This is a genomic window from Streptomyces sp. NBC_00878, assembly GCF_026341515.1.
Lineage (GTDB): Bacteria > Actinomycetota > Actinomycetes > Streptomycetales > Streptomycetaceae > Streptomyces.
The window spans coordinates 40277-63592 of the sequence record NZ_JAPEOK010000002.1; the positions used below are offsets into that span (position 1 = coordinate 40277).

Sequence of the window (23316 nt, forward strand, 5' to 3'; positions counted from 1 at the left end):
CCACACCATCGGAGCATGGAACACATGGATCTCATGGACATCCAGACGCCCCCGGAGGGCAGTTACGCGGAAGCGGACGGCGTCAAGTACCACTACGTCGAGCTGGGGGAGAGCGGCGGTAGCCCCACCGTCTTCCTGCACGGCGGCGGCCCCGGGTGCACCGGCTGGTCCGACTTCGGGCAGGTGGCACCCCTGTTCGCAGCGGACCGCCGGTGCCTCCTCGTCGACATCCTGCAGTACGGGAAGTCCGCGAAGCCCGTCATCGAGGGCCCCATGTGGGACTACCACGCGGCCAAGGTCGTGGCGCTCCTCGACACCCTCGGCGTGCAGCGCGCCGACTTCGTCTGCAACTCGTGGGGCGGCACGATCGCGCTCAACCTGGCCGCCAAGTACCCCGAGCGCGTACGGTCGTTGGTGATCACCGGCAGCATGCCCGTCTTCCACGGCCCGCTCGCCCCGCTCCCCGAAGGCGGCCGCCGCGGACGCAACGCCCGCGACCGCTACTACGGCGGCTCGGGCCCCTCCTGGGAGAAGATGCGCGAACTGATCGCGCGCCTGGAGTGGTACGACCCCGACGCCGTCCCCGACGGCACGGTGACGCTCCGCTTCGAGCAGAGCCTGGACCCCGAGGAGACCGCGCTGGCCGGCGCCTCCGACAACCCGCGCGGCGACTGGCAGGACCTCACCGTCGAACTCGGCCTCATCGCCGCGCCGACGCTCTTCCTGTGGGGCATGTACGACGCGTTCCTGACCCCGGACTACCCGCTGATGCTGGCCCGCATGGTCCCCAGGGGCAACCTGCACATCATGAGCGAAGCCTCCCACCATCCGCAGGAGGAACGGCCGTACGACTACCACAGCGTGGTCACCGGTTTCCTCGACCAGAACCACAACTGACGCTCAACCGACTCTCCGACGCTCAACCGACTCTCCGTGGAGGAAACGTGACCGAGCCGGCTCCGCGTGTCGTCGAACTGTCCAGCCCGTTCGCCCGGTTCGCGGGCAGGCTGCTCGTCGGGCTCGGTCACGAGGTCGTGTTGGTCGAGCCCCCGGAAGGCGATGAGACCCGCCGCGAACAGGGCGGCGACGCGTTCGTCCACTGGCACGCCGGGAAGCGCTCGGTGACCATCGACCCCGCCACGCCCGACGGCACCGCACAGCTGCGCCGACTGCTGCGGGGCGCCGACATCCTTCTCGACGGCACCGAGCACGGCACCGAGCACGGCGCGGAGGCGGCCGCCGAAGGACTCGATCACCTCGTGCACGTACGCGTCACCCCGTTCGGGCTGGTGGGGCCCCGCAGCGACTGGCAGGGCACCGACCTCGTGGTGGCCGCCCTCGGCGGGATGCTCGCACAGGTCGGCGACCCCGACGGTCCGCCGCTGCGCCTCCCGGAGAACCAGGCCGAGCAACTCGCGGGCGTCAACGCGGCGATCGCCGCCCTGCTCGGCCTGTGCGCCCGGCGCCGCGGACCGGGACAGCTCATCGACGTCTCCGCACAGGCGTGCGTGGCGGCGGCCCTGGAGGCCGGAACCCTCGCCTACCTGCACGAGGACCGGGTCCCCCTGCGCCCCGGCAGCGTGCATCCGCTGGTCCCGCACGGGCTGTTCCGTGCGGCCGACGGCCACCTCGGCGGAGGGCTCGGCGGCAGCCCCCGCATGTGGGACGCCCTGCTCGACTGGCTGCGCGAGGAGAACGCGGACGCCGACCTCGCCGAACCACGCTGGCAGGACCCGGTCGAACGCAAGAAGCACCAGGACCACGTCTTCAAGGTCGTCCAGGACTTCGCGGGCACCCGGCCGAAGGCCGAGTTCGCCCGCCAGGCCCAGGCCAGGAAACTGCCCTGGGCGGCCGTCGACCTGCCCCACGAACTGCCGGACAACCCGCAGCTCGCCGCCCGCGACTTCTTCACCCGCGTCACGACACCCGAGGAGGAGCGGACCGACCTCGGCTTCCCCTTCGCGTTCCCCGAAGGCCGCCGCAGGACGGAACTCGTCGTGCCGGGCCCGGGCGACGACCAGGGCCTGCTCGACGATCCGTCCCACGCGTCCCACGAGGCGCGTACGGCACCGGCGGCCGACGAGCCCGTACGGCCCGCCCTGGACGGCGTCCGCGTCCTGGACCTGACCTGGGTGCTCGCCGGCCCGTACTGCACCAAGATCCTGGCCGACCACGGCGCAGAAGTGATCAAGGTCGAGTCCGCGGGCCGACCGGACCCCACCCGGTTCGCACCCTTCATGCACCTTTCCCGAGGCCCCCACACGGACCCCAACACCAACGGCTACTTCAACGAGGTCAACCGGAACAAGCGCAGCATCGCCCTGGACACCCGCACCGAGGAGGGCATCGCCGTACTGCGCGACCTCATCGCCCACTGCGACGTCCTCGTGGAGAACTTCAGCTCCACGGTCATGACCAAGCTGGGCCTGGGACACGAGGCGCTGCGCGCGATCAACCCGGGCATCGTGTACGTCAGCATGTCGGGCATGGGGCACACCGGCCCGCGCAACGGCTGGGTGTCGTACGCGGACACCGTGTCGGCGAGTTCGGGGCTGACCGGGCTGACCGGCTGGGGGCCGGACGACGTGGTCGGGGTCATCTACGGCCACGGAGACATCGTGGCCGGCCTTCAGGCGGCGCTCGCCACGATCGCCGCGCTGGAACACCGCGCCGAGACCGGGCGCGGTCAGCACATCGACCTGTCCCAACTGGAGGCGATCACGGCCCACATGGGCACAAGCCTCCTGCGCGGGACGGCGGCGAGTCCGGCCGGGAACACCCACCCGACGTGGAGCCCGCAGGGTGTGTACCGGTCGCTGGGCGCCGACCGCTGGCTGGCCGTCAGTGTGCGCGACGACACCGAATGGGCGGCCCTCTGCGAGGTCATCGGCCGCCCCGAACTCGCCACCGACGAGCGGACCCGTACCGCCGAGGCCCGCAGGCGTGAGCCCGCCCTGGTCGACGGCGCGCTCGGCACCTGGGTCCGCGGGATGTCCGCCGACGCCGCCGCCGAACTGCTCCAGGCGCGCGGCATCCCCGCCGGAGCCGTACAGGACGGGCGTGAACTCGTGGAACACGACCCGCAGTTGCGGGCCCGCGGCTTCTACGTGCACAAGGAGCACCCGGTCGCGGGAGCCTTCCTCCACGAGGGCGTGCCGATCACCCTCACGCGCACACCCGGCGGCATCCGCGAGCCCGCGCCCGTACTCGGCGCCGACACCGACGCGGTACTGCGCGACGTGGCGGGACTGACCCCGGAACGGATCCAACACCTCCGCGCCGACGGAGTTCTGAGGTGAACGGACAACCGGGCGCCGCGGTGAACGGTCGGCCGAGTAGTCCGGTAAACGCCATGACCGTGCCCGGACTCCTCGCCGCGGCCGCCGAGGAGTTCGGCGACCGGGTCTTCCTGCGCGTGGGGGACGTGTCACGGACGTACCGGCAGTCGCGGAGGGCGGCGGCCGAGATGGCGGGAGCACTCGCGGCGCGCGGCTGCCGACCGGGCGACCGCGTCGCCGTCATGGCAGGCAACCGGATCGAGTTCGTCGACCTGATCCTCGGCTGCGCCTGGCTCGGCGCGGTCCTGATACCGCTGAACACCGGTCTGCGCGGCCAGGGCCTCAGGCACGTCCTGCGCGAGGCGGAGCCGTCCTTCCTGCTCGCGGAGGCCGAGCCGGCGGACCGCGTCCTGGAGGCCGGCTTCCGCGGCACACTGTGGGTCGTGGGCGAGGACGACGTCCCCGTACCGGGTGAGGCCGCCGCCGTCCGGTCGCCACCCGCACGCCCGGACGACACCGTCTTCGTCCTGTTCACCTCGGGAACCACCGGGCCCCCGCGCGGCGTGCGCTGTCCCCACGCCCAGACCGTCTGGTGGGGCCGCAACGTCGCGGACTCGCTGCGCCTCACCGCCGACGACGTGCTCCACACCTGCCTCCCGCTGTTCCACACCAACGCCCTCAACACGCTCGCGCACGCCATGACCGTGGGCGCGACCTGCGTCATCGGGGAACGGTTCTCCGCCACGCGGTACTGGGACCTGGTGGCCGAGAGCGGTGCCACCGCCGTGTACCTGCTCGGCGCGATGGCGCCCATGCTGCTGGCGCAACCACCCGGCGGGCACGACCGCGCGCATCGAGCATGGCGAGGCCTCTCACCCGCCACGCCCGCCTCCGCGTGGCAGCCGTTCCGCGAGCGCTTCGGCGTTACCCTCGTCGACGGTTTCGGCTCCACGGAGACGAACCTCGTCATCGGATCGACCCCGGAGGACCAACGCCCCGGGCACATCGGCACCCTGCGCGACGGCTTCTCCGCCCGCGTGGTCGACGAACACCTCGCGCCCGTCCCGGACGGAACGGCCGGTGAGCTCGTCGTCCGCAGCCACCGGCGATTCGCCTTCTCCACCGGCTACTTGGGAGACCCCGAACGGCCTCCCGACACCTGGCGACGCACGGGCGACCGCGTGATCCGCGAGCCCGACGGCTCGTACCGCTTCGTCGACCGGGTCAAGGACGTCATCCGGCGCCGCGGCGAGAACATCTCCTCGTACGAGGTGGAGTCGGCGGTCCGTTCGCATCCCGCGGTCGCCGACGCCGCGGCCTTCCCGGTGCCCTCGGAACTGGCGGAGGACGAGGTCATGGTGGCGGTGCTCCCGCGACCCGGGTCCGTCCTGGACCCAGGCGACCTCGTACGCCACTGCGAGCGCGAGTTGCCCGCCTTCGCCGTGCCCCGGTACGTCGACACCGTCCCGGCACTGCCGCTCACCGAGACCGGCAAGGTCCGCAAGACCGTACTGCGCGAACGGGGTGTCACCGCCGGCACCTGGGACCGGGCCGCGGAGGTCAGTCCAACTGTGCGGCCACGGCACCCGTGATCGCCCGGGAGATGCGCAGGATGCCGGGGGAGCGGACCGGGCAGGGCTTCGGCGTCGTGGTGGTCGGGGCCATGCAGAAGTGCAGGTAGTCGTCGTCGCGGTGCAGGGCCGTGCGACCGCTGCCCGGCTGGGTGCAGTACGGCGTGTGCTCACGTTCGTACGCGGTGCACGGCAGGTACTGCGTCCAGGTGTAGCGGGCCGAGGCCGGGCTCACCGCCTTGCCGGCGTCCGCGAGCAGGTCACCGGAGGCGGCGGCCTGCCGTTCGTAGATCGCGTTGACGCGGCGGACGCGGTCGGGCGTCATGGGGTCCGGACCCTGGAGCACCCAGACGATCTCGGGCCGGGCGCCGTCCGCCGCGCCCGCGATCTGGTCGGTCAGCCGCCGCGCGTCGGCGGTGTACCGCGCGAAGTACTTGTCCCGCGCCTTGTCGTAGGCGATGCCGTCCATACACGGCGTGTAGTCCCACGCGTTGCCCCAGAACTGCAGCACCACGAAGTCCGGCCGCAGCGTCCGCACCAGTGCGGCGGCCTTGTCCTTGGGCGGCACGAGAGAGTCCTTGCCCGTGCCTTCCAGATAGTCGCAGGGGGTCGTGCCCGAGTAGGGGGTGCTGGTGTAGCGCGCCTTCAACTCGTCGCGCATCAGGCCGCCGAGGACCTTCTGGTTCTCCATGGCGAGGGAATCACCGAGGTAGAGGACGGTGGGGCTGGAGCTGGGACCTTTCGCGGGAGCCTCGGTCCTGGTGCCGGCCCCGCCATCGGCCCCTTCATTGGCCCCGCCATCGGCATCGGGCGTGGCGGCCGGGCGTTGATGCGTGGTGGACGACGGTGACGTACGGGCTGGGGCCGGAGCGGGCGGCGGCGGTGCGGACTCGGGTTCCGACGAGGGGTCCCCGCACGCTCCGAGCAGCAGTAACCCCGAGAGCACCCCCGCGATCCACAGCTTGCGCATGCGGCAACTCCCCCCGGCCACCGAAAACGGCCCCCAGACAAGCACAGCCGGGCGTCAGGAGGAAGGGTCCGTCGAACCTTCGGCCATCCCAGGGGCGAGGCGGCCACGCGCACCGCGGAGATCCCCTCGTCGGATGCGCGTCACCGAGAACGCCGCGGCACGCCTCTCTGTCGGGCGCCCTGGTCGGGCGGGGCCAGGACCTTTTCCGCCGCGGCGATGAACTGTCTGCGGGCGTCGATGAGTTCACTGTCCGCCTGGCCGTTCCGCACGAGGCGGTCGTCCAGGTCCAGCCGCATGCGCCAGACCTCCGCCTGCCGGACGGCCGCCGCATACACGGTGTCGGCCAGCTCGCCCATCGGGGCGGGGCCGGTGATGGCGACGTCCGTCGCGGCCCGGCGCAGCGCGCCCAGCGCGGCCACCGTCGACTCCCACAGCTCCCGATGCTCGTTCTCGCTCCGCCAGCCGACACCCACGAGGCCCTCGATGACGGCGCCGATGCCCTGCCGGAACGCCTCGCACTCGTCGAGCACGGACGCGAAGGCGGCGCGCCGCTCGTCGCGCAGACGGTGCCGAACCTGGAAAGTCTCCTGGTCCTGTGCACGCCGACGTGCGGATCTGGCGTGGAGCAGCGGTCCGGTCAGCCCGGCGGCCAAGGTTCCCCCGATACCCAGGGCGGTCGCCCAGATGACCGTGTCGGCTTGGTCCATGGCGCCCATCATGCCGCCGCCACACCCGTCAATGGCCGAACTTGGCGGATTGAGAAGGGGAGTTGGGTGCAATCCTGATCGAATACGCCACAACATGCAATGTCATCGTTTCGTATCAGCCCGACCAGCCCTACAACCGATGTCCCCCGGCGCCGGTCTAACTGGCACAGAATCCGAACGAACATGCATGAACGAGAAAGGCCTGACCATGGGGGACATAGGCAGACGGGCAGCCGTCGTACTGGGGGTCACGGGACTGGTGGCGCCGCTGGCGGTCGCGCTGGGCGCGGCTCCGGCTCGGGCGGCGAGCTGCACCACGCAGACCGGCCCGTATCAGAAGCAGGTGGAGAGGTTCCTCGGCCGGGCGGTGGACGGCAGGCAGTCCGCCGCCGACTGCAGGGCGATCAAGGCCTTCCAGACCAAGCACGGCATCACCCCGAACATCGGCTACGCCGGCTCCGTCACCTGGGGCGTGATGGACCTGATGAACAAGCAGAAGGCCGTCGGCAGGAATCCCAACAGGGACGGCAAGTGCCCGGTCAACAAGGGCCGTATCGCCTGTGTGAACCTCACGCTCCAGCTCAGCTGGATCCAGGACGGCAGGACCCTCGTGTACGGGCCGGTGCCGGTGCGTACGGGCCGCAACAGGTACGAGACCCGCACCGGCCTGAAGAAGATCTACTGGCGGAACATCGACCACGTCTCCACCATCTACGACGTGCCCATGCCCTACAGCCAGTTCTTCGACGGCGGCCAGGCCTTCCACTCGGTCGGCGTGAGCATGTGGAACCCGCCTGGCTCGCACGGCTGCGTCAACATGACGAGGACGAACGCCAAGAAGTACTGGTCGCTGCTGAAGAAGGGCGACGACGTCTACGTGTACGGCCGCAAGCCGGGCACCTGACCGGACCCGGGCACCTGACCGGAACCAGGTACCTGAGCGGAACCGGCCCGGCCGCTCCTGAGAACGGCCGGACCGTGCGGAAACGTCATGCCTCGGGCGCGTCCCCGAAGTCCGGGATCTCCAGCCGCGCCCCGCCCTGCCGCGCCGACTCGTGCGCGACGATGCCCGGCAGGGTGTAGCGGGCGGCCACCCACGCGTTCACGGACGGCAGCGTGCCGGTGTTGACGGCGGTCACGAAGTCGTCGGCCAGGAAGTGGTGGCTGCCCTCGTGGCCGTTGTGCAGGTTGTCGTACTCCCGCGGCAGCCGCGACCGGTCGTGCACCGGAGCGGAGCCGGAGGTGAAGGCGGCCCGCAGATCTGGCGCGATGTGCTGGAGTGACGGATCGTCAGGAGACATGGTGGGCTTGGGTTCGAGCAGCTCGCTGATGTCCTTCACCCCCTTCTTGTCCTGCCAGAACGCCACGGTGGCCAACTGCTCCATGCTGGCGTCCGTCCCGAAGAACCGGAAACGCGACTCCCGGATCTGCGAGGGATAGCCCACCCGCCGGAACTCGTTCGTACGGAACGAGCCGCCGCCCGCGACCTCGAACAGGGCGGTGGCGTTCGAGAGGTCGTTGCCGAACTGGCTGACGTCCTCGTCGAAGACCCCGTCCCCGCGATCGTCCTTGACCCCGATCGCGGACACACTCACGGCGTGCGTCTGCCAGGCGCCGAGGACGCCGCCCACCGAGTGCGTGGGGTAGAGCAGCGGGGGATAGCTGGCGGTCGCCTTCCAGTTCTCGCCGCCGCTGTACTGGTAGGCCTCGTAGAACCCGAGGTCCATGTCGTGGAGATAGTCGCCCTCGGCGTAGAAGATCCGCCCGAAGGCGCCCTCCGCGATCTGGTTGCGGGCGTGGACCGTCGCCGGGTTGTACTGGCTGGTCTCGCCCATCATGTACGTCAGTCCGGTCGCCTTGACCGCGTCGATGATCGCCGCGATCTCCTCCGCGGTGATGGCCATTGGGACGGCGGAGTAGACGTGCTTGCCCGCGTTCAGGCCCTGGAGGACCAGCGGGCCGTGGGTCCAGCGCTGGGTGAAGATCGCGACGGCGTCGACGGCCTGCGACTCCAGCATCGCCTCGTACGTGGGAAAGGTTCCCGTCAGGCTCTCGGCGGCGGCCAGTTGCTCCGCTCGCTCGGGCAGCAGGTCGGTGACGTAGACCTCGCTGACGCCCGGGTGGGCAAGAAACAGCTTCGCGAACTGGCCGGAGAACTGGCCGGCGCCGACGATGCCGAGGGAGAACGTCATGGAGTGTGTGCCTTTCACTGTCCGAGGATTCACTGTCCGAGGATGAAGTTGACCTGGTCGTTGGTCTTGGTCAGGTCGCTCACCGGGGCGTCGTTGGCGTAGACGTCCTGCATCGCGGGGCGCACCAGGGCGTACACGTCCGCCGCGTAGTCGGTGATCGGGAAGGAGAACGTGGTGAAGTCCTTCTTGTCGGTGACCGCGTCGGTGAAGGCGGACACGTCGATGTCCTTCTTCTTGTACGCGGCCACGGCGGCCTGAGTTCCCTCCGGGGTCGCGGGGAAGACGATGCCGTAGCCGCCGACGGTCTTCTGGCACTCGTTGGAGGACAGGTACTGGACCCACTTCTTGGCGCCCGCCTTGTTGGGGGCGTTCTTGGTGATGGAGTCGGCGAGGCCGTTCATCATGGTGGCCCGCTTGCCGGTCGGGCCGGTCGGCGTGGGGGCGGTGCCGACGTCGAGGCCCTTGGTGCCGTAGTAGCTGGAGATCATCCAGGCTCCGTCGAAGGCGGTTGCCGCCTTGCCGGAGGCGATCTGGGCGTTGACCGGGTTGGCGCCGTCGGTGTAGTCGGTGAAGGGTGCGAGGTAGCCCTTCTTCGCCAGGCCGAAGTACCAGTCGACCACCGACTGGAAGGTCTTGCTGTCGTACTGGTACTTGGATCCCCAGCGCGCCTTGTCCGTGTAGTTCCAGCCCGCCGAGCCGGTGAACGGGCTCCAGGTGGTCTGCCCGTCGCTGTCGCCCGCGCCGCCGGTGGCGAGCCCGTAGACCTTGACGCTGTTCTTGTCGAAGCCCGGTTCGTCGCCGCGCTTGCCCTTCGTGTCGACGGTCAGGTGCGCGATGGTCTTCTCGAAGGTGCCGCCGTCCTTCGGGTTCCAGGCGAGGCCGTTGAGCTGCGCCGCGGAGAGCCCGGCGTCCTTGACCATCTTCTTGTTGTACATGAGGGCGACGGTGTCCCAGTCCTTCGGGGCGCCGTAGCGGTGGCCGTCCTGGCCGGTCCAGTTGGCGGCAAGACCCGGCTGGTAGGCGGAGTTGTCGATGCCCAGGTCGTCCAGTGGTTCCAGCACGTTCAGGTCGGCGAACTGCCCGAACCTCTGGATGTGGTCGGTGAACACGTCCGGCTCGGTGCCCGCGATGAAGCTCGCGGTGAGCTTGGTCCAGTAGTCGGCCCAGCCCATCTGGGTGATCTTCACCTTCAGGCCCGGGTTCTGCTTCTCGAAGCCCTTGGCGCACGCCTGGTAGGCGGGCAGCTGGTTGGCGTCCCAGAGCCAGTACGTCACCGTGTTCGAGCCCGCTCCGGCAGCCCCGCCCTGCGCGCAGCCCGTCGCCAGGGACAGCGCGAGCACCCCGGTCAGTGCCACGACCGTACGTGTACGAATTCGCATGTCCGTCCCCTTACTTGATGCCGGTGAAGCTGATGGAACTGACGATGCGGCGCGCGAAGAAGCCGAAGAGCACGAGCATCGGCAGGGCGGCGATGAGCGTGGCCGCCATCAGGCCGGACCAGTCGTAGCCGCTCTGCGGGGTCTGCGACCGGAAGATGGCCAGCGCCACGGTGAGCACGCGCGAGCTGTCGGTGTAGGAGACCATCAGCGGCCAGAAGTAGTCGTTCCAGGAGGTGATGTACGTCAGCACGCCCAGCGTGACGATGGGCGTGGACGCCATCGGCAGCATGACGCGGAAGAAGATCCGGATCTTCCCGGCCCCGTCGAGCAGGGCCGCCTCCTCGACCTCCCGGGGCACGTTCATGAAGAACTGCCGCAGGAAGAACACCGCGAACGGGGTCATGAACATCGTCGGCAGGGAGATGCCCAACAGGCTGTCGATCAGGCCGAGTTGCTTGATGAGGAGGAAGTTCGGCAGCAGCGTGAAGATGGTGGGCACCATCAGCCCGGCCAGGAACAGCCCGAACACGTTGTCCCGGCCGCGCCACCGCAGGCGGGCGAAGGCGTACGCGGCCATGGCGGAGAAGAAGATCTGGAAGACGGTGATCAGGGTGGACACGACCACCGAGTTGAGCAGATAGCGCCAGAACTTCAGTCCGCCGCCCGCGCCGCCCTGAGCGATCGCCTCCTCGGTGGACTGCAGGCCCAGGGCCCGTTCGAAGCCACCGGTCGTCAGGTCCACGGGCAGGAGATCGCCGGGGTGGGCCGCGAGCGCCGTGTTCGAGGACAGCGCGGTGCGCAGGATCCAGTAGAACGGCAGCAGGGTGATGAGCACCATCGCGGCCATCACCGCCCAGGCCACGACCTTCCCGGGGGAGAGCCTTCGGCGCTCTGTGCGCCGTACCTTCGTCGTTGTTGCCGTCACGGCAGTCATGTCGGTCGCTCCCTTCTTCAGCCGAGGTCGGTCTGGCCGGCCCGGGTGAGCCGGTACTGGACAAAGGTGATCGCGCTCAGCACCACGAGCAGGGCCACGGACATCGCCGACGCGTAGCCGAACTGGAAGCGGCCGAAGGCGGCGCCGTAGATGTAGTACTGGAGGACGTTGGTCGCGTTCGCCGGACCGCCCGCGGTGGTCACCGCGACGGTGTCGAACACCTGGAACGAACCGATCACCGTCATGATCAGCACCACCGCGAGGACCGGACGCAGCAGCGGCATGGTGATCCGCCAGAACATCCGCCACTCGCTCGCGCCGTCCACCTTGGCGGCCTCGTACATGTCGCTGGGGATGGCCTGCAGCCCGGCGAAGAGCAGCAGCGCGGTGTAGCCGACATGCCGCCAGACGTTGATCAGGGCGATCGTGGGAATCGCCCAGGTCTCGTCCGCGAGGAACGGGATCCGGTCGAAACCTAGCCCGGCGATGATCTCGTTGCCTATACCGAGCTGGGTGTCGAGCATCCAGAGCCAGACGATGCCCGCGACGACGTTCGACATCAGATACGGCGTGAGGACGAGCCCGCGGAGCACGGCCGACTGGGTCAGCCGCTGGAGCAGTACGGCGACGGCGAGTGCCGAGACCGTCTGGATGCCGATGTTGATGAACACGTACTCGACGGTGACCGTCAACGAGTCCCAGAAGATGGGGTCCTTGACCATGCGGACGTAGTTGTCCAGGCCCACCCACTCGGCCGGCGTGAGCAGGTTGTAGCGGGTGAAGCTCAGATAGATGCCCCGCAGCGTCGGCCAGAGCAGGAAGACCAGGAAGCCCAGCATGGCCGGAGCGATGAAGAGGGCGGCGAGGGCGCCGTCACCGCGGCCGCCACCGTCGCGTTCTCGTTTCTCGCGGATCTTCGGCTTCGGCGGTGTCCCCTCGATGTCGCGCAATGACAGACGCGATGGAGGGCTTGAGGCGACGGTCATCGGGAGACTCCCTCGTCTGCGGACTCGTCCTCGGGCCCCACATACTTTTGAGGCGAAAGAATCCAGCCGTCAAGGGGCGTGCACGCATCTTTTCTTCTGGCGTTCAGGCGGCGTATGGTGCCGTCATTACTTCAGTGCCAAAATAAATCTTGGGGGGTTCGGCCATGACCGCACATGCCGCCAGCTGGCTCCCGCTCAGCCCCGGTGAGCGTGCCGTCGCGATCGAGGTACTCACCCATGGCCCCTTGTCGCGCACCGACATCGCCCGTCGGCTCGACCTCTCCGCGGGCAGCCTCACCCGGCTGACGAAGCCGCTCATCGAGTCGGGTCTGCTGGTCGAGGTCGCCGAGGGCGCCGCACTGCCGGAAGTGCGCCAGGGCCGCCCGTCCCAGCCCCTCGACATCGTCGCCGAGTCCCGCACCTTCGCCGGGTTCAAGATCACCCAGGACATGGTGTACGGCGTCGTCACCACCCTCAAGAGCGACATCGTGGCCCGCTGCGACCTGCCGCTCACCAGCCATGATCCCGTCGACGTCGTGGACGTGCTCCGGGAACTGACCGAGAAGTTCGTCCTGGAGTTCCCCGGCCTGGCCGGCATCGGGATCGGCCTCGGCGGCCGTTCCTCGGACCGGTCCGTCGTCGACGAGTCGGCCTTCCTCGGCTGGCGCGACGTCCCCCTGGCCCGACTTGTCGAGGAACGCACCGGGCTGCCCGTCGTCGTCGACAACGACGTGTCCGCACTCGTCGAGGCCGAACGGTGGTTCGGCGCCGGCCGCGGCCTGGAGCGGTTCGCGGTGCTCACGATCGGCGCGGGCGTCGGCTACGGACTGGTGAGCGGCGGCAAGAGGGTCGGGACCCCCGAGGACGGACTGGGTGTCGGCCGTGCCTGGATCGTGAACCCCCACGGCCCGCTCACCCCCGACGGGGAGCGCGGCAGCGCAGTCTCCCTGCTGGGCATTCCCAGCATCCGTTACCAGATCCAGGCCGCCACCGGCCGCGACTTCTCGTACGAGGAGATCCTCGCCCTGGCTGCCGACGGCGAGCCCATGGCCGCCCGCGTCATCGGTGAGGCGGCCCGCGCCCTGGGCACCCTGATCGCGCAGATCTCCAACTTCGCCATGCCCCAGAAGATCGTCCTCGCCGGTGAGGGCGTGGGCCTGGTCGACGTGGCGGGCCCGGACATCGAGGCGGCCATCCTCGCCAACCGCCACCCGCAGGCCGAGCCGGTCAATCTGGAGACCAAGGTGTCCGACTTCCACGACTGGGCGCGGGGCGGCGCGGTGCTCGCGATCCAGGTGCTGGTCCTCGGCGCGGGGACGTCCTGACATGACTCCTGGCATGACCCGTGACATGACTGTGGAACGGCTACCGGTAAGTAGTCCTCCTGACAGTGACTCCTCACATGGCCTTCACGCGGGGGCCCGTATGATTCACGGCATGTCCACCACTCACCGTCGTGCACCGTTCGCCACCCAGCGATCGGCCGACGAGGTCAACGAGGAGATCCGCGCCCTGTGGTTGCGGAGTGGTGGGACGCTGAGCGGCGAGCAGCGGCGGCAGTACCAGCGCCTCGTCCTGGAGTGGGCGGCGGCCTCTCCGCGCCCCCACGCGAACGGCGACTCGTCCCAGGCGGCCTGACCGCGCGAGCCACCCCTTGACCGCGCGAGTTGACCGCGCGAGCCACCCCCTGAGCACCGCTCATCATCCCTTCATCGCCCCCTGGAGCAGCCCCGCGATGAAGCTGCGCTGGAAGATCACGAAGAGGATCAGGATCGGCAGCATCACGATGATCGTCCCTGCCGCCAGGGTGGGGATGTCCGTGCTGTTCTGACCGACGAAGAAGCCGAGGCCAGCCGGGGCCGTGTGCTTGGTGGTGTCCTGGATGAGGACCAGCACCAGCAGGAACTGGTTCCACGACCACATGAAGACGAGCAGACCGAGCGTCATCAGGGACGGCCGGGCCAGCGGGAGCAGAATCCTCAGCAGGATGGTGGCCGACGAGGCTCCGTCGATACGCGCCGCCTCCACCAGCGACTGAGGAGTGGACTGGAAGTGGGTCCGCATCCAGAACACGCTGAACGGCATGAACAGCGCGATCTCCACGAGGATCACGCCCAGGTACGAGTTGGTCAGACCGAGGCCCCGCAGGTCGAAGTAGAGGGGGACCACGATCAGTTCGACCGGGATGGTCAGCCCGGCGATGAAGAAGGCCGCGACCGCGTTGCCACCCGGGAGCCGCATGGTGCCGAGCGCGTATCCCGCCAGCGCCGCGAGGACCAGGGACGCCGGGACGACCCCGACGGCGATGGTGAGGCTGTGCCGGATCAGGTCGGAGAACCCGGCCACCGACCACGCCTGCTCGTAGTTGTCCCAGCTCCACCGCTCCGGCCAGGTCAGGCCCACCACCGGCGTGCCCGCGGGCTGCAGCGAGGCGAGGAAGACACTGAGGAACGGGATCACGACGGCGATCGCCATGACGGTTAGGAGCGCGTACCCGGACCAGCGTTCCGATCGCGTGGCGGTGTTCATGACTCCGACCTCGACAGACGGTTGATGAGGTAGACGATCGCGAGTATCAGACAGCCGAGGACGACGGCCAGGGCCGCGGCGAGACCCACCTTGCCCTCGGAGAACGCCAGCCGGTACACGAGCAGCCCGGGGACCGTCGTCTGCTCGCCGGGGCCGCCGTTCGTCGTCACGTACACGATGTCGAAGCTGGCCAGCGCCGCCACTGTCGTCACGGTCATGGCGACGGCGAGTTCACCCCGCAGATGCGGCAGGGTGACGGACACGAACTCCCGCACCGGGCCCGCCCCGTCGAGCCGGGCCGCCTCGTACAGACTGGGGTCCACCTTCTGCACGCCACTCAGGAAGAGCATCATGCACAGGCCGCTCAGCACCCAGGTGCCGACGAGGCCCACGGCGATCAGCGCGGCGCCGAAGTCACCCAGCCACGCCCGGGTCACCCCGTCAAGACCGACCGCGCGGAACGCCTGGTTCACCAGCCCGTCGTCCCCGTACAGCCAGCGCCAGGTCACGCCGACGGCGACGAGCGGGACGACCTGCGGCAGCATGAACAGGAAGCGGTACGCCCCCATGCCGGGCCGCCGGTAACGGGCCAGCAGGCCGGTCATCGCCAGCCCCAGCACGATGGGCACGAAGGAGAAGAACACCACCAGGACCAGGGCGTTGAACACGGACCGGCGCAGGATGGGGTCCTGGAGGATCTCCTGGTAGTTGCCGAGGCCGACCCAGTCGCCCAGCGTCACGCCGTCCCACTCGAAGAGCGAGAGATACGCCGTGTGCAGGGCGGGCAGCACCGCGAAGCAGAAGTAGACGGCGAACGCGGGCAGCACGTACACATAGCCGCGATACGCACTGCGCCTACGGGTGCCCGGAGACTGGACCCGGGCGGCGTCCTGGGGCTCGACCCGGGCCTTCGTGGCCTGCTGGACCTGCGGCCTACTCGGCATGGTGTTCCTCCCACTCGTCCTGAAGTGAGTCGAGGTAGTCCGCGGGCTCGACGCGGTCCGCGATGAGCTTCTGGACGCCGGAGCGCAGCCGGTCGAGCATGGCGGGGGCGGCGAAGTCGGGGAACGTCGTGATTCCGTCGTCGGCGACCGCCCGCAGATGGCCCTCCGCGATGTCGGCGAGGACACCTTCAGGCTTCTTCACGGCCTCGGGGTTGGGCGCCATGAAGCCGTTGTCGCTGATGATCTGCCCGGCCTCGGGCGAGGTGAGGAAGTCGAGGAACAGGCCTGCCGCCTCGGGGTGTTCGGTCCGGGACGAGACGGCGTAGGAGACGCTGAAGCCCGAGGCCACCGTGGGGTCCGAGGCCCGCTCGCCCGGCATCGGGAAGAAGCCGACGTTGTCCCCCATGACCGTCGCCAGCTGCCCGGCCGCCCAGTTGCCGTTGATCAGGAAGACACTGTCGCCCTTGGCGAACTGGGCGGTGGAGTCGACCTGTGCGGTGCCGTTGGCGGACTCGTTGTAGTAGCCCTTGCGGCCCCACTCGACAACGAGCTCGCTGGCGGTGACCGCGGCCGGTGTCTCGATGGTGGCGCCCTCGGTGCCGTTGACCCAGTCCCAGTAGTCGTCCGTGGGCATGGTCTGGTTGAGGAGGGCGGCCCACAGATGCAGACCGCCGGAGTCGAGCGCGCCGACGCCGAGCGGAGTCAGGCCCGCCTTCTTCGCCGCGGCGAGCTGCTCCTCGAACTCCGCCACGGTGTTGGGCGGTCCATCGATCCCGGCCTTCTCCGCGAGCTCCTTGTTGTAGTAGATGCCGGTCATCGACAGACCGGCCGGGACCCCGAACAGGGCCCGCCCACCCGTGGCCTTACTGGTCTGCCCCGCCGTCAACTGGTCGAGGCTGACCGGGGGAATGGCCTCGTCCCAGCCGTACGCCTCCCGGTAGGGCGCCAGGTCGAGGATGTGCCCGTCCGCCGCGAGATCGGTCATCCCGACCGCGTACTGCGCGATGTCGGGGGCGGTGTCCGAGGTCATCGTGAGCTTCAGGTTCTGGACGTAGTCCGAGAACGTCTTGTACTGCGGCTCGACGCCGATACGAGGGTGCTCCTTCTCGAACGCCGCGATCAACGCGTCGACCATCAGCGGCGCGTCGGCGAACTGGAGCCGCAGGGTGATGTCCTCGTCCGGCACCGCGGTCGGGGACGGCACACTGCGCTGTCCTGGTACCGCGGCCGCGCTGCCGGGGGTCAGGGCGTCGCAGGCGGTGAGCGGCAGTACGAGGGCGACGGCGCAGGCCCCCGCCGCGACACGGCGGCGCACCCGGTGCGTCCTCTCCATCTTCGGCCTCCTCGTGTGGTCGGCGTGCGGAGGTGGATCGGTGCGTCAGCCCCGCGTACAGCGGTCCCTGACCTTCTCCAGCAGGGCGTTGTTGCGGTGCTCGGCGTCGCCACCGGTGTTCTGACTGACGATCAACGGCGGCTCCTGGCCGTGGAGTTCGACGAGCAACTGGGCGGCCCGGCAGGTCACGGCGTTGACGATCGCCGCCCCGACGACGGTCGACAGGGCACCCACGGTGAGGTCGCCCAGGGGCACCACCGCGTCACCCGGGCGGCCGTGCGTATCGATGACGATGTCGGCCACGTCGAGCAGGCGCCGCCCGTCGACGTGCCGGGACTCGGCGGCCAGCGAGTGCGCCCGGCTGGTGACGGCGACGACCGTCGCTCCCAACGCGCGGGCGCCGAGGGCGAATTCGACCGGCACGGCGTTGATGCCGGAGTTGGAGACGACGACCACCACCTCACCGGCCCGGATGTCCGCCGTACTCAGGATCGCCGCAGCGTAGCCGCTGACGCGCTCGGCCGCGCCCGCGTGCCGAGGAGCGGCGGGGGAGAGCGCCGGATCGGCGATCACGTTGACCGGCGCGAGGCCACCCGCACGCAACAGCGGTTCGACGGCGACGAGTTGGGAGTGGCCGCTGCCGAAGTAGTGGACGACGCCCCCGGCGGCGATGCTGCCCGCGATGGCGACGGCGGCGCGCTCGATCGACGGCCGCTCGGCGGTGGCCAGGGCGGTGAGGTTCTCCTGGAGAGCGGCGAAGTAGGCGAGATCGGCGTTCATCGTGTCGAGGCCACCTGAGGTGTCGAGCGGGAGCCGTTCGCGTAGCGGGCGGGAGCCGTTTGCGTGGCTGTGGACCGTACCAGAGGGCCGTACGACTGCCCAGCCCTGCGGCAAGTGTGCCGTCACGGCAGCTCGTTGTCTTGACCGCCATGCGCACCAGCCCTACCGTGACGCGCATGTGGTACGGACCACGGTCATCGGAGAATCGGACCGCCCGCCACCTCCTTCAGCGGCTCCTCGGGGACCGGGCCGCGGAGTTCACCGCCGACGTCGTGGCCGACGTCATGCCAGGAGAAGGCATGTCCCGGGAGAGTGGACCCGACTGGTTCGAGGTTGACGCCGGGCCGGGCGGTGTGGCGCTGCGCGGGTCCAGCGGAGTCGCGGTCGCCTCGGCGCTGCGCTGGTATCTGCGGACCGCCTGCCGAACGCAGATCACCTGGGACGCCCCCGTGCCCCGGCTGCCGGACCGCCTGCCCCGCACCGGCACGGCCGCCCGGACGACCTCCTCGTACCGCCACCGCTACCACTTCAACGTCTGCACCTTCGGCTACACCACGGCGTTCTGGGACTGGGCCCGCTGGGAGCGCCACATCGACTGGATGGCGCTGCACGGCGTGACCACACCACTGGCGATGACCGGTGCCGAAGCCGTCTGGCAGCGAGCCCTGCTGCGCGCCGGCCTGGACGACGACACCGCCCGGCGGTTCCTCGGCGGCCCGGCCTACCTCCCGTGGAACTGGCTCGCCTCGCTCGACGGCTGGTGCGGACCACTGCCGCAGAACTGGATCGACGGCCACGCGGACCTGGGCCGCCGCATCCTGGACCGGGAGCGCGCGCTCGGCATGCGGCCGGTCCTCCAGGGCTTCTCCGGCCATGTGCCCCGCGAACTGATCGCGGCCCGGGGCGCCCGGTCGACGACCCTTCCCTGGTGGGACTTCGAGGTCGGGGTCCTGGATCCGCGCGACCCGCTGTTCGAGGAGTTCGGCACCGCGCTGCTGACCGAGCAGACCCGCCTCTTCGGCACCGACCACCACTACGCGGCCGACCCGTTCATCGAGACGACACCACCCGTGACCGACCCCGCGGACATCGCCCGGGTGGCCCGCGCCGTGCACGGTGTCATGACCGCCGTGGACGACCGGGCCACCTGGGTGCTCCAGGCCTGGCCCTTCTCCTACCGCTCCGACTACTGGACCCCGGACCGGACGCGGGCCTTCCTCGACGCCATCCCGGACGACCGCATGCTGATCCTGGACCTGTGGGCCGAGCACAGCCCGGTCTGGCGGCACACCGACGGCTACCGCGGCAAGCCGTGGGTGTGGTGCATGCTGCACAGCCTGGGCGGACGCCCTGGCCTCTACGGAAGGCTCGACGAGATCGCCACCGGCGCCGCCCGGGCGGGCGCCGACGCACGCGGCGGTTCGCTCGTAGGCGTCGGCGCGAGCATGGAGGCCTTCGGCGGCGACCCGGTCCTGTACGAACTACTCGCCGACGTCGCCTGGAACGGCGAGGTCAAGGGCGTACGGGCCTGGCTGGAGAACTGGGCGGAGGCCCGGTACGGACGCCGAAGCCCCGGACTGCTGCGCGCCTGGGAGCTGCTGCACGAAACCGTGTACGCCGAGGACGGACCCGGACCACCGGGCTCGGTCGTCATCTGCCGGCCCACCCTGGAGGGTGACCTGCGCCCGGAACTCCCGGTGCACCTCGCGGCGCCGCCCTCACCCACCGTGCCACCCGGCCTGGCGGTGGCGTGGACGCTCCTGGCCGACGAGACGACGGAGGCGGACAGCGCGGGTCCACTCGGCCGGGACCTGTGCGATGTCACCGCGCAGGTGCTCACCCATGTCGCGTGCGCTCAGCAGCGGCGGGCGGCGGACGCGGCCCTGGCCCGCGACACCGACCGCTTCCGAGCCGCCGCCACCGAACTGCTCACCACCATCGAGGACTTGGACGCCCTGCTGGCCACCCGCCCCGAGTACTGGCTGGACACCTGGCTCGCCGAAGCGAGCAGTTGGGCTGCCAACCCCGCCGAGGCCGAGCTGTACGAGGCCAACGCGAGACGCGTCCTCACGCTCTGGGGCCGCTCCCGCAGCGAACTGCACGACTACTCGGGTCGGCACTGGGCCGGTCTGGTCCGTTCCTTCTACCTCCCGCGCTGGCGACGCTGGTACGAGCACATCGTCCGAGCCCTCGAAGCCGGATCCCCTTACCGGGCCGAGGAGTTCGAGGCGTCCCTGATCGACTGGGAGGAGCGCTGGACCGCCGCCCGGAGTGGAACGGCGACGCCCGACCCGGACACGGCGGGGACGACCCTGGACGTGGTGCGTACGCTGATGCCCCGTTACCGCGCCTCTCGGGGCGGGGCAGTCTGACAATTCCCGTCGTCGCCCGGAGGGCGTCGCGAGGCAGACGGGAATTGTCAGACAGCCCCTGGCGGACACGTGCGAACGGTGGAGTGATGGTGACGCTCAAGGACAGGCGCAGAGGCGACGGCCCCAAGACGGAGTCCGAGAAGCCGGAGCCGGACATGCCGGAGTCCGAGAAGCCGGAGTCCTACAAGCACGAGGCGCTGCGGCGGCTGCTCCAGGCCGACATCTCCCGCATGCGGCCCGACGAGGCGCTGCCCACCGAACGGCAGCTCGCCGAGCGGTACGACGTCAGCAGGGCGACCGCCCGGCGCGCGCTCCAGGCCCTGCGCGAGGACGGCCTCATCCGCAGTGTGCGCGGCGTGGGCACCTTCGTCTCGCACCCCCAGATCACCAAGACGTCGACGCTCACCTCGTTCTCCGAGGACCTGCGCTCGCGCGGCTACCACCCCAGCGCCGAGCTCCTCGCCGCGGAGGTGGTCGAGGCCGACCTGCACCATGCCACGGCCCTGGGCGTCGACCCCGGCACCGCCCTGCACCGCATCGAACGGCTGCGCCTCGGCGACGACTTCCCCATCTGCCTGGAGACCGTCTACCTCTCCGCCGAACGCTTCCCGAGCCTGGACGAGTCACTCCTCAGGGGCTCGCTCTCGGAAGCGCTCCAGAACACCCACGGGGTGCGGGTGGTCCGGGCGACCCAGCAGATCCGGGCGGTGAACGTGACCGGCCGCCAGGCCCGCCTGCTCGGGGTCAAGCAGGGCTCCGCCGCCCTGCTCGTACGACGCACGGCGTTCGACGACACGGGGCATGTCGTGGAGTACGGCGAGTCGCTGTGCCGGGGCGATCTGTACGAGTTCTCGCTGGTGGTGACCAAGTAGCTCCTCCTGGCGGCTCCTCCTGGCGGCCCCTCCTCGCGGCGCGGGCTCCCGCGCTGCTCTGCCGTAGGCGAATCTGCTGCGGGCCAAGATTCCTTCCGCGCCGCCGTCGTCCGGCCGAGGGTGGAGGAACAGCGGCGATCGTGGCCGCGCCACCAGAAGGAGGAGCGATGGCACCATTCAGCAGCGCCCTGGCGCCCCGGGCCGAGGAGGGGGACACCCCGCCGTCCCGGTTCGACGACCACCTGGCCGCCCAACTCCTCAACCAGCGCATCGTGTTCCTCGGTACGCAGGTCGACGAGGTCTCCGCGAACCGGATCTGCGCCCAGTTGCTCCTGCTCTCCGCGGAGGACCCGCGCACGGACATCGGCCTCTACATCAACAGCCCGGGCGGCTCGGTGCACGCGGGCCTGGCGATCTACGACACGATGCGGCTCATCCCGAACGACGTGTCCACCCTCGCCATGGGCTTCGCCGCGAGCATGGGCCAGTTCCTGCTCACCGTCGGCACTCCGGGCAAGCGCTACTCGCTCCCGAACGCGCGCATCATGATGCACCAGCCCTCTGCCGGTATCGGCGGCACGACCGCGGACATCGCCATCCAGGCCGAGAACCTTCAGTTCACCAAGGACACCATCGAGCGGATCACCGCCGAACACACCGGCCAGCCCGAGGAGACGATCTCCCGCGACGGCGACCGCGACCGCTGGTTCACGGCCGAACAGGCAAGGGAGTACGGCATGGTCGACCGGGTCGTCGAGTCCCTCGACGACGTCCGCCCGGCCTCCTCGAAGCGACGGATGGGGCTCTGACATGGACCAGGACACGAGGGTCACGGACCCGTACGCGATCACCATGAGCCAGTACACGATCCCGAGCGTCGTCGAGCGCACGGCACAGGGCGAGCGCGCGTACGACATCTACAGCCGGCTGTTGTCCGAGCGGATCATCTTCCTCGGCACCGAGATCGATGACGGCGTCGCCAACGTCGTCATCGCGCAGCTGCTCCACCTGGAGGCGTCGGCTCCCGAGCGGGAGATCGCGATCTACCTCAACTCGCCCGGCGGATCGTTCACTTCACTCATGGCGATCTACGACACGATGGGCTACGTCGGCGCGCCCATCTCGACGTTCTGCGTCGGCCAGGCGGCCTCGACCGCGGCGGTGCTCCTGGCCGGGGGAGACCCCGGGCGGCGTTTCATCCTGGAACACGCGCGGGTACTGCTCGGCCAGCCCGCGAGCGGCGGTGCGCGGGGCACGGTCTCCGACCTCAGCCTCCAGGCCAAGGAGATGATCCGCATCCGCTCCCAGGTCGAGGAGGTCCTGTCCCTGCACACCCACCACCCCGTCGAGACCCTGCGCGCCGACATGGACCGCGACAAGGTCTTCACGGCACGGGAGGCCGTGGCGTACGGCCTGGCCGACGAGGTACTCAGCCGACGGCTGGTACCCGCGCCGGCCTGAGAACTCCCGGGTTTCGGGCTCCCGGGCTTCCGACGCCTCCGCGCCTCAGGCGGCGAGCCGGATGTCGCCCAGCCGGGACCGCGACTCGGTGCGCCGGGGCGTGGTGCGGGACCCGGACCTGAGGGGCTGGGACGTCAGGGGCCGGGACCTGAGGGGCTGGACCGGCCGCGCGAGCCTGCCGTGCGCCAGGGCGAGCAGATCGGCGAGGCCGAGCCCGAGGGCGTGCGCGGCGGCCGCGAGGACCTCGGACGAGGCCTCCTTGCGGCCCCGCTCCAGCTCGGAGAGGTACGGCATCGAGATCCGGGCCGCGTCGGCGACGTCCTTGAGCGTCCGCTCCTGAGCAAGCCGCTCACGCCGCAGGACGTCACCCACGACGTCCCGCCACAATGGCTCCTTGGGCGCCGGCTCTTCCGGCTTCGCCGGGGCGGCCGGTACGGGTCGCAGGGGAATGACACGGGCTTGGTCGGACGCGTGGCTGCTCACCTCTCCACCCTAGAAACCGCGGCCCGATTCGGCGAGGCCATCACGTTCTGCCCTCGGCGAAGCCCGGGCCCTCACCGCTCCAGGAGCCGCTGCCACCACCAGGCCCCCCGGGCGGCTGCCACTGTGGGGTCTCGCGCACCCACGGTTCGGGAAGGGTCCGCCGCACCAACTCCTCGTCGGCGCGGGCGAGTCGGCGCCGAAGATCAGCTCGGGCGCCGGGTGGCAGCCGGTACAGGGCGTCCTCCAACGTGTCCCTGGCTTCGAGCGGACAGCAGCAGGGGCAGTCCACGTCGATCAGCCACACGGACAGGTCCTGCCTGGGCCGGTGAAGGGCGGACTCGTACGTGGCGAGCGCGTTCGCGACGGCGTCGCGCCACAGATGTTCCGCCTCCACCCGGCGGACGGCCGCGCGGGTGCGCGCGGAGACACCGCCGATCCGGCGGACGGTCACATGTCTGGAGGGCTGCCACCGCTCGGCGCGGACGGCACCGGGCCGCCTACGCGGCACGGCCCTTTCGGGTCGAC

General features: G+C 70.1%; 22 protein-coding genes. 10 read left to right on the top strand and 12 right to left on the bottom strand.

Annotation, left to right across the window (positions count from 1 at the left end):
- Positions 1–24: 24 nt before the first annotated feature.
- From OHA11_RS44730 to OHA11_RS44740, 3 genes are read left to right on the top strand one after another with little or no spacing between them, the layout of a single operon-like run.
- Positions 25–897: an alpha/beta fold hydrolase gene (locus OHA11_RS44730; protein ID WP_266508625.1), complete on the top strand. Its 873-nt coding sequence runs from the start codon at positions 25–27 to the stop codon at positions 895–897.
- A 47-nt stretch (positions 898–944) separates the two neighbouring features.
- Positions 945–3299 carry a CoA transferase gene (locus OHA11_RS44735; RefSeq protein WP_266508035.1) on the top strand — a complete coding sequence of 785 codons (2355 nt, stop codon included), beginning with the start codon at positions 945–947 and terminating at the stop codon, positions 3297–3299.
- Between the two features lie 53 nt (positions 3300–3352).
- A complete protein-coding gene (locus tag OHA11_RS44740) occupies positions 3353–4870 on the top strand; it encodes an AMP-binding protein (protein ID WP_266508037.1) in 1518 nt (505 codons plus the stop codon).
- On the opposite strand, the gene OHA11_RS44745 is transcribed toward OHA11_RS44740, so the two are convergent.
- Together OHA11_RS44745 and OHA11_RS44750 are read right to left on the bottom strand one after the other, a co-directional pair.
- On the bottom strand, positions 4839–5819 hold the full coding sequence (locus OHA11_RS44745) for an SGNH/GDSL hydrolase family protein (protein ID WP_266508039.1): 981 nt from the start codon (positions 5817–5819) through the stop codon (positions 4839–4841). The genes OHA11_RS44740 and OHA11_RS44745 overlap by 32 nt on opposite strands.
- Positions 5820–5959: 140 nt before the next feature.
- On the bottom strand, positions 5960–6526 hold the full coding sequence (locus OHA11_RS44750; RefSeq protein WP_266508040.1) for a hypothetical protein: 567 nt from the start codon (positions 6524–6526) through the stop codon (positions 5960–5962).
- 208 nt (positions 6527–6734) lie between these two features.
- Here OHA11_RS44750 and OHA11_RS44755 point away from each other — a divergent pair, with 208 nt between their 5' ends.
- Positions 6735–7430, top strand: a complete 696-nt coding sequence (locus OHA11_RS44755) for a L,D-transpeptidase (RefSeq protein ID WP_266508627.1) — start codon at positions 6735–6737, stop codon at positions 7428–7430.
- Between the two features lie 85 nt (positions 7431–7515).
- Here the strand turns inward: OHA11_RS44755 and OHA11_RS44760 are convergent, their stop codons facing one another.
- The 4 genes from OHA11_RS44760 to OHA11_RS44775 are packed head-to-tail and all read right to left on the bottom strand — an operon-like array spanning position 7516 to position 12017.
- Positions 7516–8718, bottom strand: coding sequence for a Gfo/Idh/MocA family protein (locus tag OHA11_RS44760; protein ID WP_266508042.1), 1203 nt, complete (start codon positions 8716–8718; stop codon positions 7516–7518).
- A 29-nt stretch (positions 8719–8747) separates the two neighbouring features.
- Positions 8748–10097, bottom strand: coding sequence for a sugar ABC transporter substrate-binding protein (locus OHA11_RS44765; RefSeq protein WP_266508043.1), 1350 nt, complete (start codon positions 10095–10097; stop codon positions 8748–8750).
- Between the two features lie 10 nt (positions 10098–10107).
- The gene (locus OHA11_RS44770) at positions 10108–11031 is read right to left on the bottom strand and encodes a carbohydrate ABC transporter permease (protein WP_266508044.1); all 924 of its coding nucleotides are present in this window, start codon (positions 11029–11031) and stop codon (positions 10108–10110) included.
- A gap of 17 nt (positions 11032–11048) precedes the next feature.
- The gene (locus OHA11_RS44775; RefSeq protein WP_266508046.1) at positions 11049–12017 is read right to left on the bottom strand and encodes a carbohydrate ABC transporter permease; all 969 of its coding nucleotides are present in this window, start codon (positions 12015–12017) and stop codon (positions 11049–11051) included.
- A 164-nt stretch (positions 12018–12181) separates the two neighbouring features.
- Here OHA11_RS44775 and OHA11_RS44780 point away from each other — a divergent pair, with 164 nt between their 5' ends.
- Positions 12182–13342, top strand: a complete 1161-nt coding sequence (locus OHA11_RS44780) for an ROK family transcriptional regulator (RefSeq protein ID WP_266508048.1) — start codon at positions 12182–12184, stop codon at positions 13340–13342.
- Positions 13343–13442: 100 nt separating this feature from the next.
- The gene (locus OHA11_RS44785) at positions 13443–13655 is read left to right on the top strand and encodes a hypothetical protein (RefSeq protein ID WP_266508050.1); all 213 of its coding nucleotides are present in this window, start codon (positions 13443–13445) and stop codon (positions 13653–13655) included.
- A gap of 63 nt (positions 13656–13718) precedes the next feature.
- Here the strand turns inward: OHA11_RS44785 and OHA11_RS44790 are convergent, their stop codons facing one another.
- The 4 genes from OHA11_RS44790 to OHA11_RS44805 are packed head-to-tail and all read right to left on the bottom strand — an operon-like array spanning position 13719 to position 17729.
- Positions 13719–14546: a carbohydrate ABC transporter permease gene (locus OHA11_RS44790; RefSeq protein WP_266508051.1), complete on the bottom strand. Its 828-nt coding sequence runs from the start codon at positions 14544–14546 to the stop codon at positions 13719–13721.
- Positions 14543–15490 (bottom strand): carbohydrate ABC transporter permease, encoded by a 948-nt coding sequence (locus OHA11_RS44795; protein ID WP_266508053.1) that lies wholly within the window; start codon positions 15488–15490, stop codon positions 14543–14545. Before OHA11_RS44795 ends, OHA11_RS44790 begins: the two co-directional genes overlap by 4 nt.
- Positions 15480–16823, bottom strand: a complete 1344-nt coding sequence (locus OHA11_RS44800) for an ABC transporter substrate-binding protein (protein ID WP_266508054.1) — start codon at positions 16821–16823, stop codon at positions 15480–15482. The genes OHA11_RS44795 and OHA11_RS44800 overlap by 11 nt, the downstream gene beginning before the upstream one ends.
- A 45-nt stretch (positions 16824–16868) precedes the next feature.
- The gene (locus OHA11_RS44805) at positions 16869–17729 is read right to left on the bottom strand and encodes a sugar isomerase domain-containing protein (RefSeq protein WP_266508055.1); all 861 of its coding nucleotides are present in this window, start codon (positions 17727–17729) and stop codon (positions 16869–16871) included.
- Positions 17730–17779: 50 nt separating this feature from the next.
- Here OHA11_RS44805 and OHA11_RS44810 point away from each other — a divergent pair, with 50 nt between their 5' ends.
- The 4 genes from OHA11_RS44810 (at position 17780) to OHA11_RS44825 (ending at position 22308) form a co-directional block, all read left to right on the top strand.
- Positions 17780–19975, top strand: coding sequence for an alpha-N-acetylglucosaminidase (locus OHA11_RS44810; RefSeq protein ID WP_266508056.1), 2196 nt, complete (start codon positions 17780–17782; stop codon positions 19973–19975).
- Between the two features lie 86 nt (positions 19976–20061).
- On the top strand, positions 20062–20847 hold the full coding sequence (locus OHA11_RS44815; protein ID WP_266508058.1) for a GntR family transcriptional regulator: 786 nt from the start codon (positions 20062–20064) through the stop codon (positions 20845–20847).
- A 167-nt stretch (positions 20848–21014) separates the two neighbouring features.
- A complete protein-coding gene (locus OHA11_RS44820; RefSeq protein ID WP_266508059.1) occupies positions 21015–21656 on the top strand; it encodes an ATP-dependent Clp protease proteolytic subunit in 642 nt (213 codons plus the stop codon).
- Between the two features lie 43 nt (positions 21657–21699).
- Positions 21700–22308, top strand: a complete 609-nt coding sequence (locus tag OHA11_RS44825) for a ClpP family protease (RefSeq protein WP_266508628.1) — start codon at positions 21700–21702, stop codon at positions 22306–22308.
- Between the two features lie 45 nt (positions 22309–22353).
- On the opposite strand, the gene OHA11_RS44830 is transcribed toward OHA11_RS44825, so the two are convergent.
- Positions 22354–22791 carry a helix-turn-helix transcriptional regulator gene (locus OHA11_RS44830; RefSeq protein ID WP_323186793.1) on the bottom strand — a complete coding sequence of 146 codons (438 nt, stop codon included), beginning with the start codon at positions 22789–22791 and terminating at the stop codon, positions 22354–22356.
- 40 nt (positions 22792–22831) lie between these two features.
- The gene (locus OHA11_RS44835; RefSeq protein ID WP_266508060.1) at positions 22832–23299 is read right to left on the bottom strand and encodes a hypothetical protein; all 468 of its coding nucleotides are present in this window, start codon (positions 23297–23299) and stop codon (positions 22832–22834) included.
- Between the last annotated feature and the right edge of the window lie 17 nt (positions 23300–23316).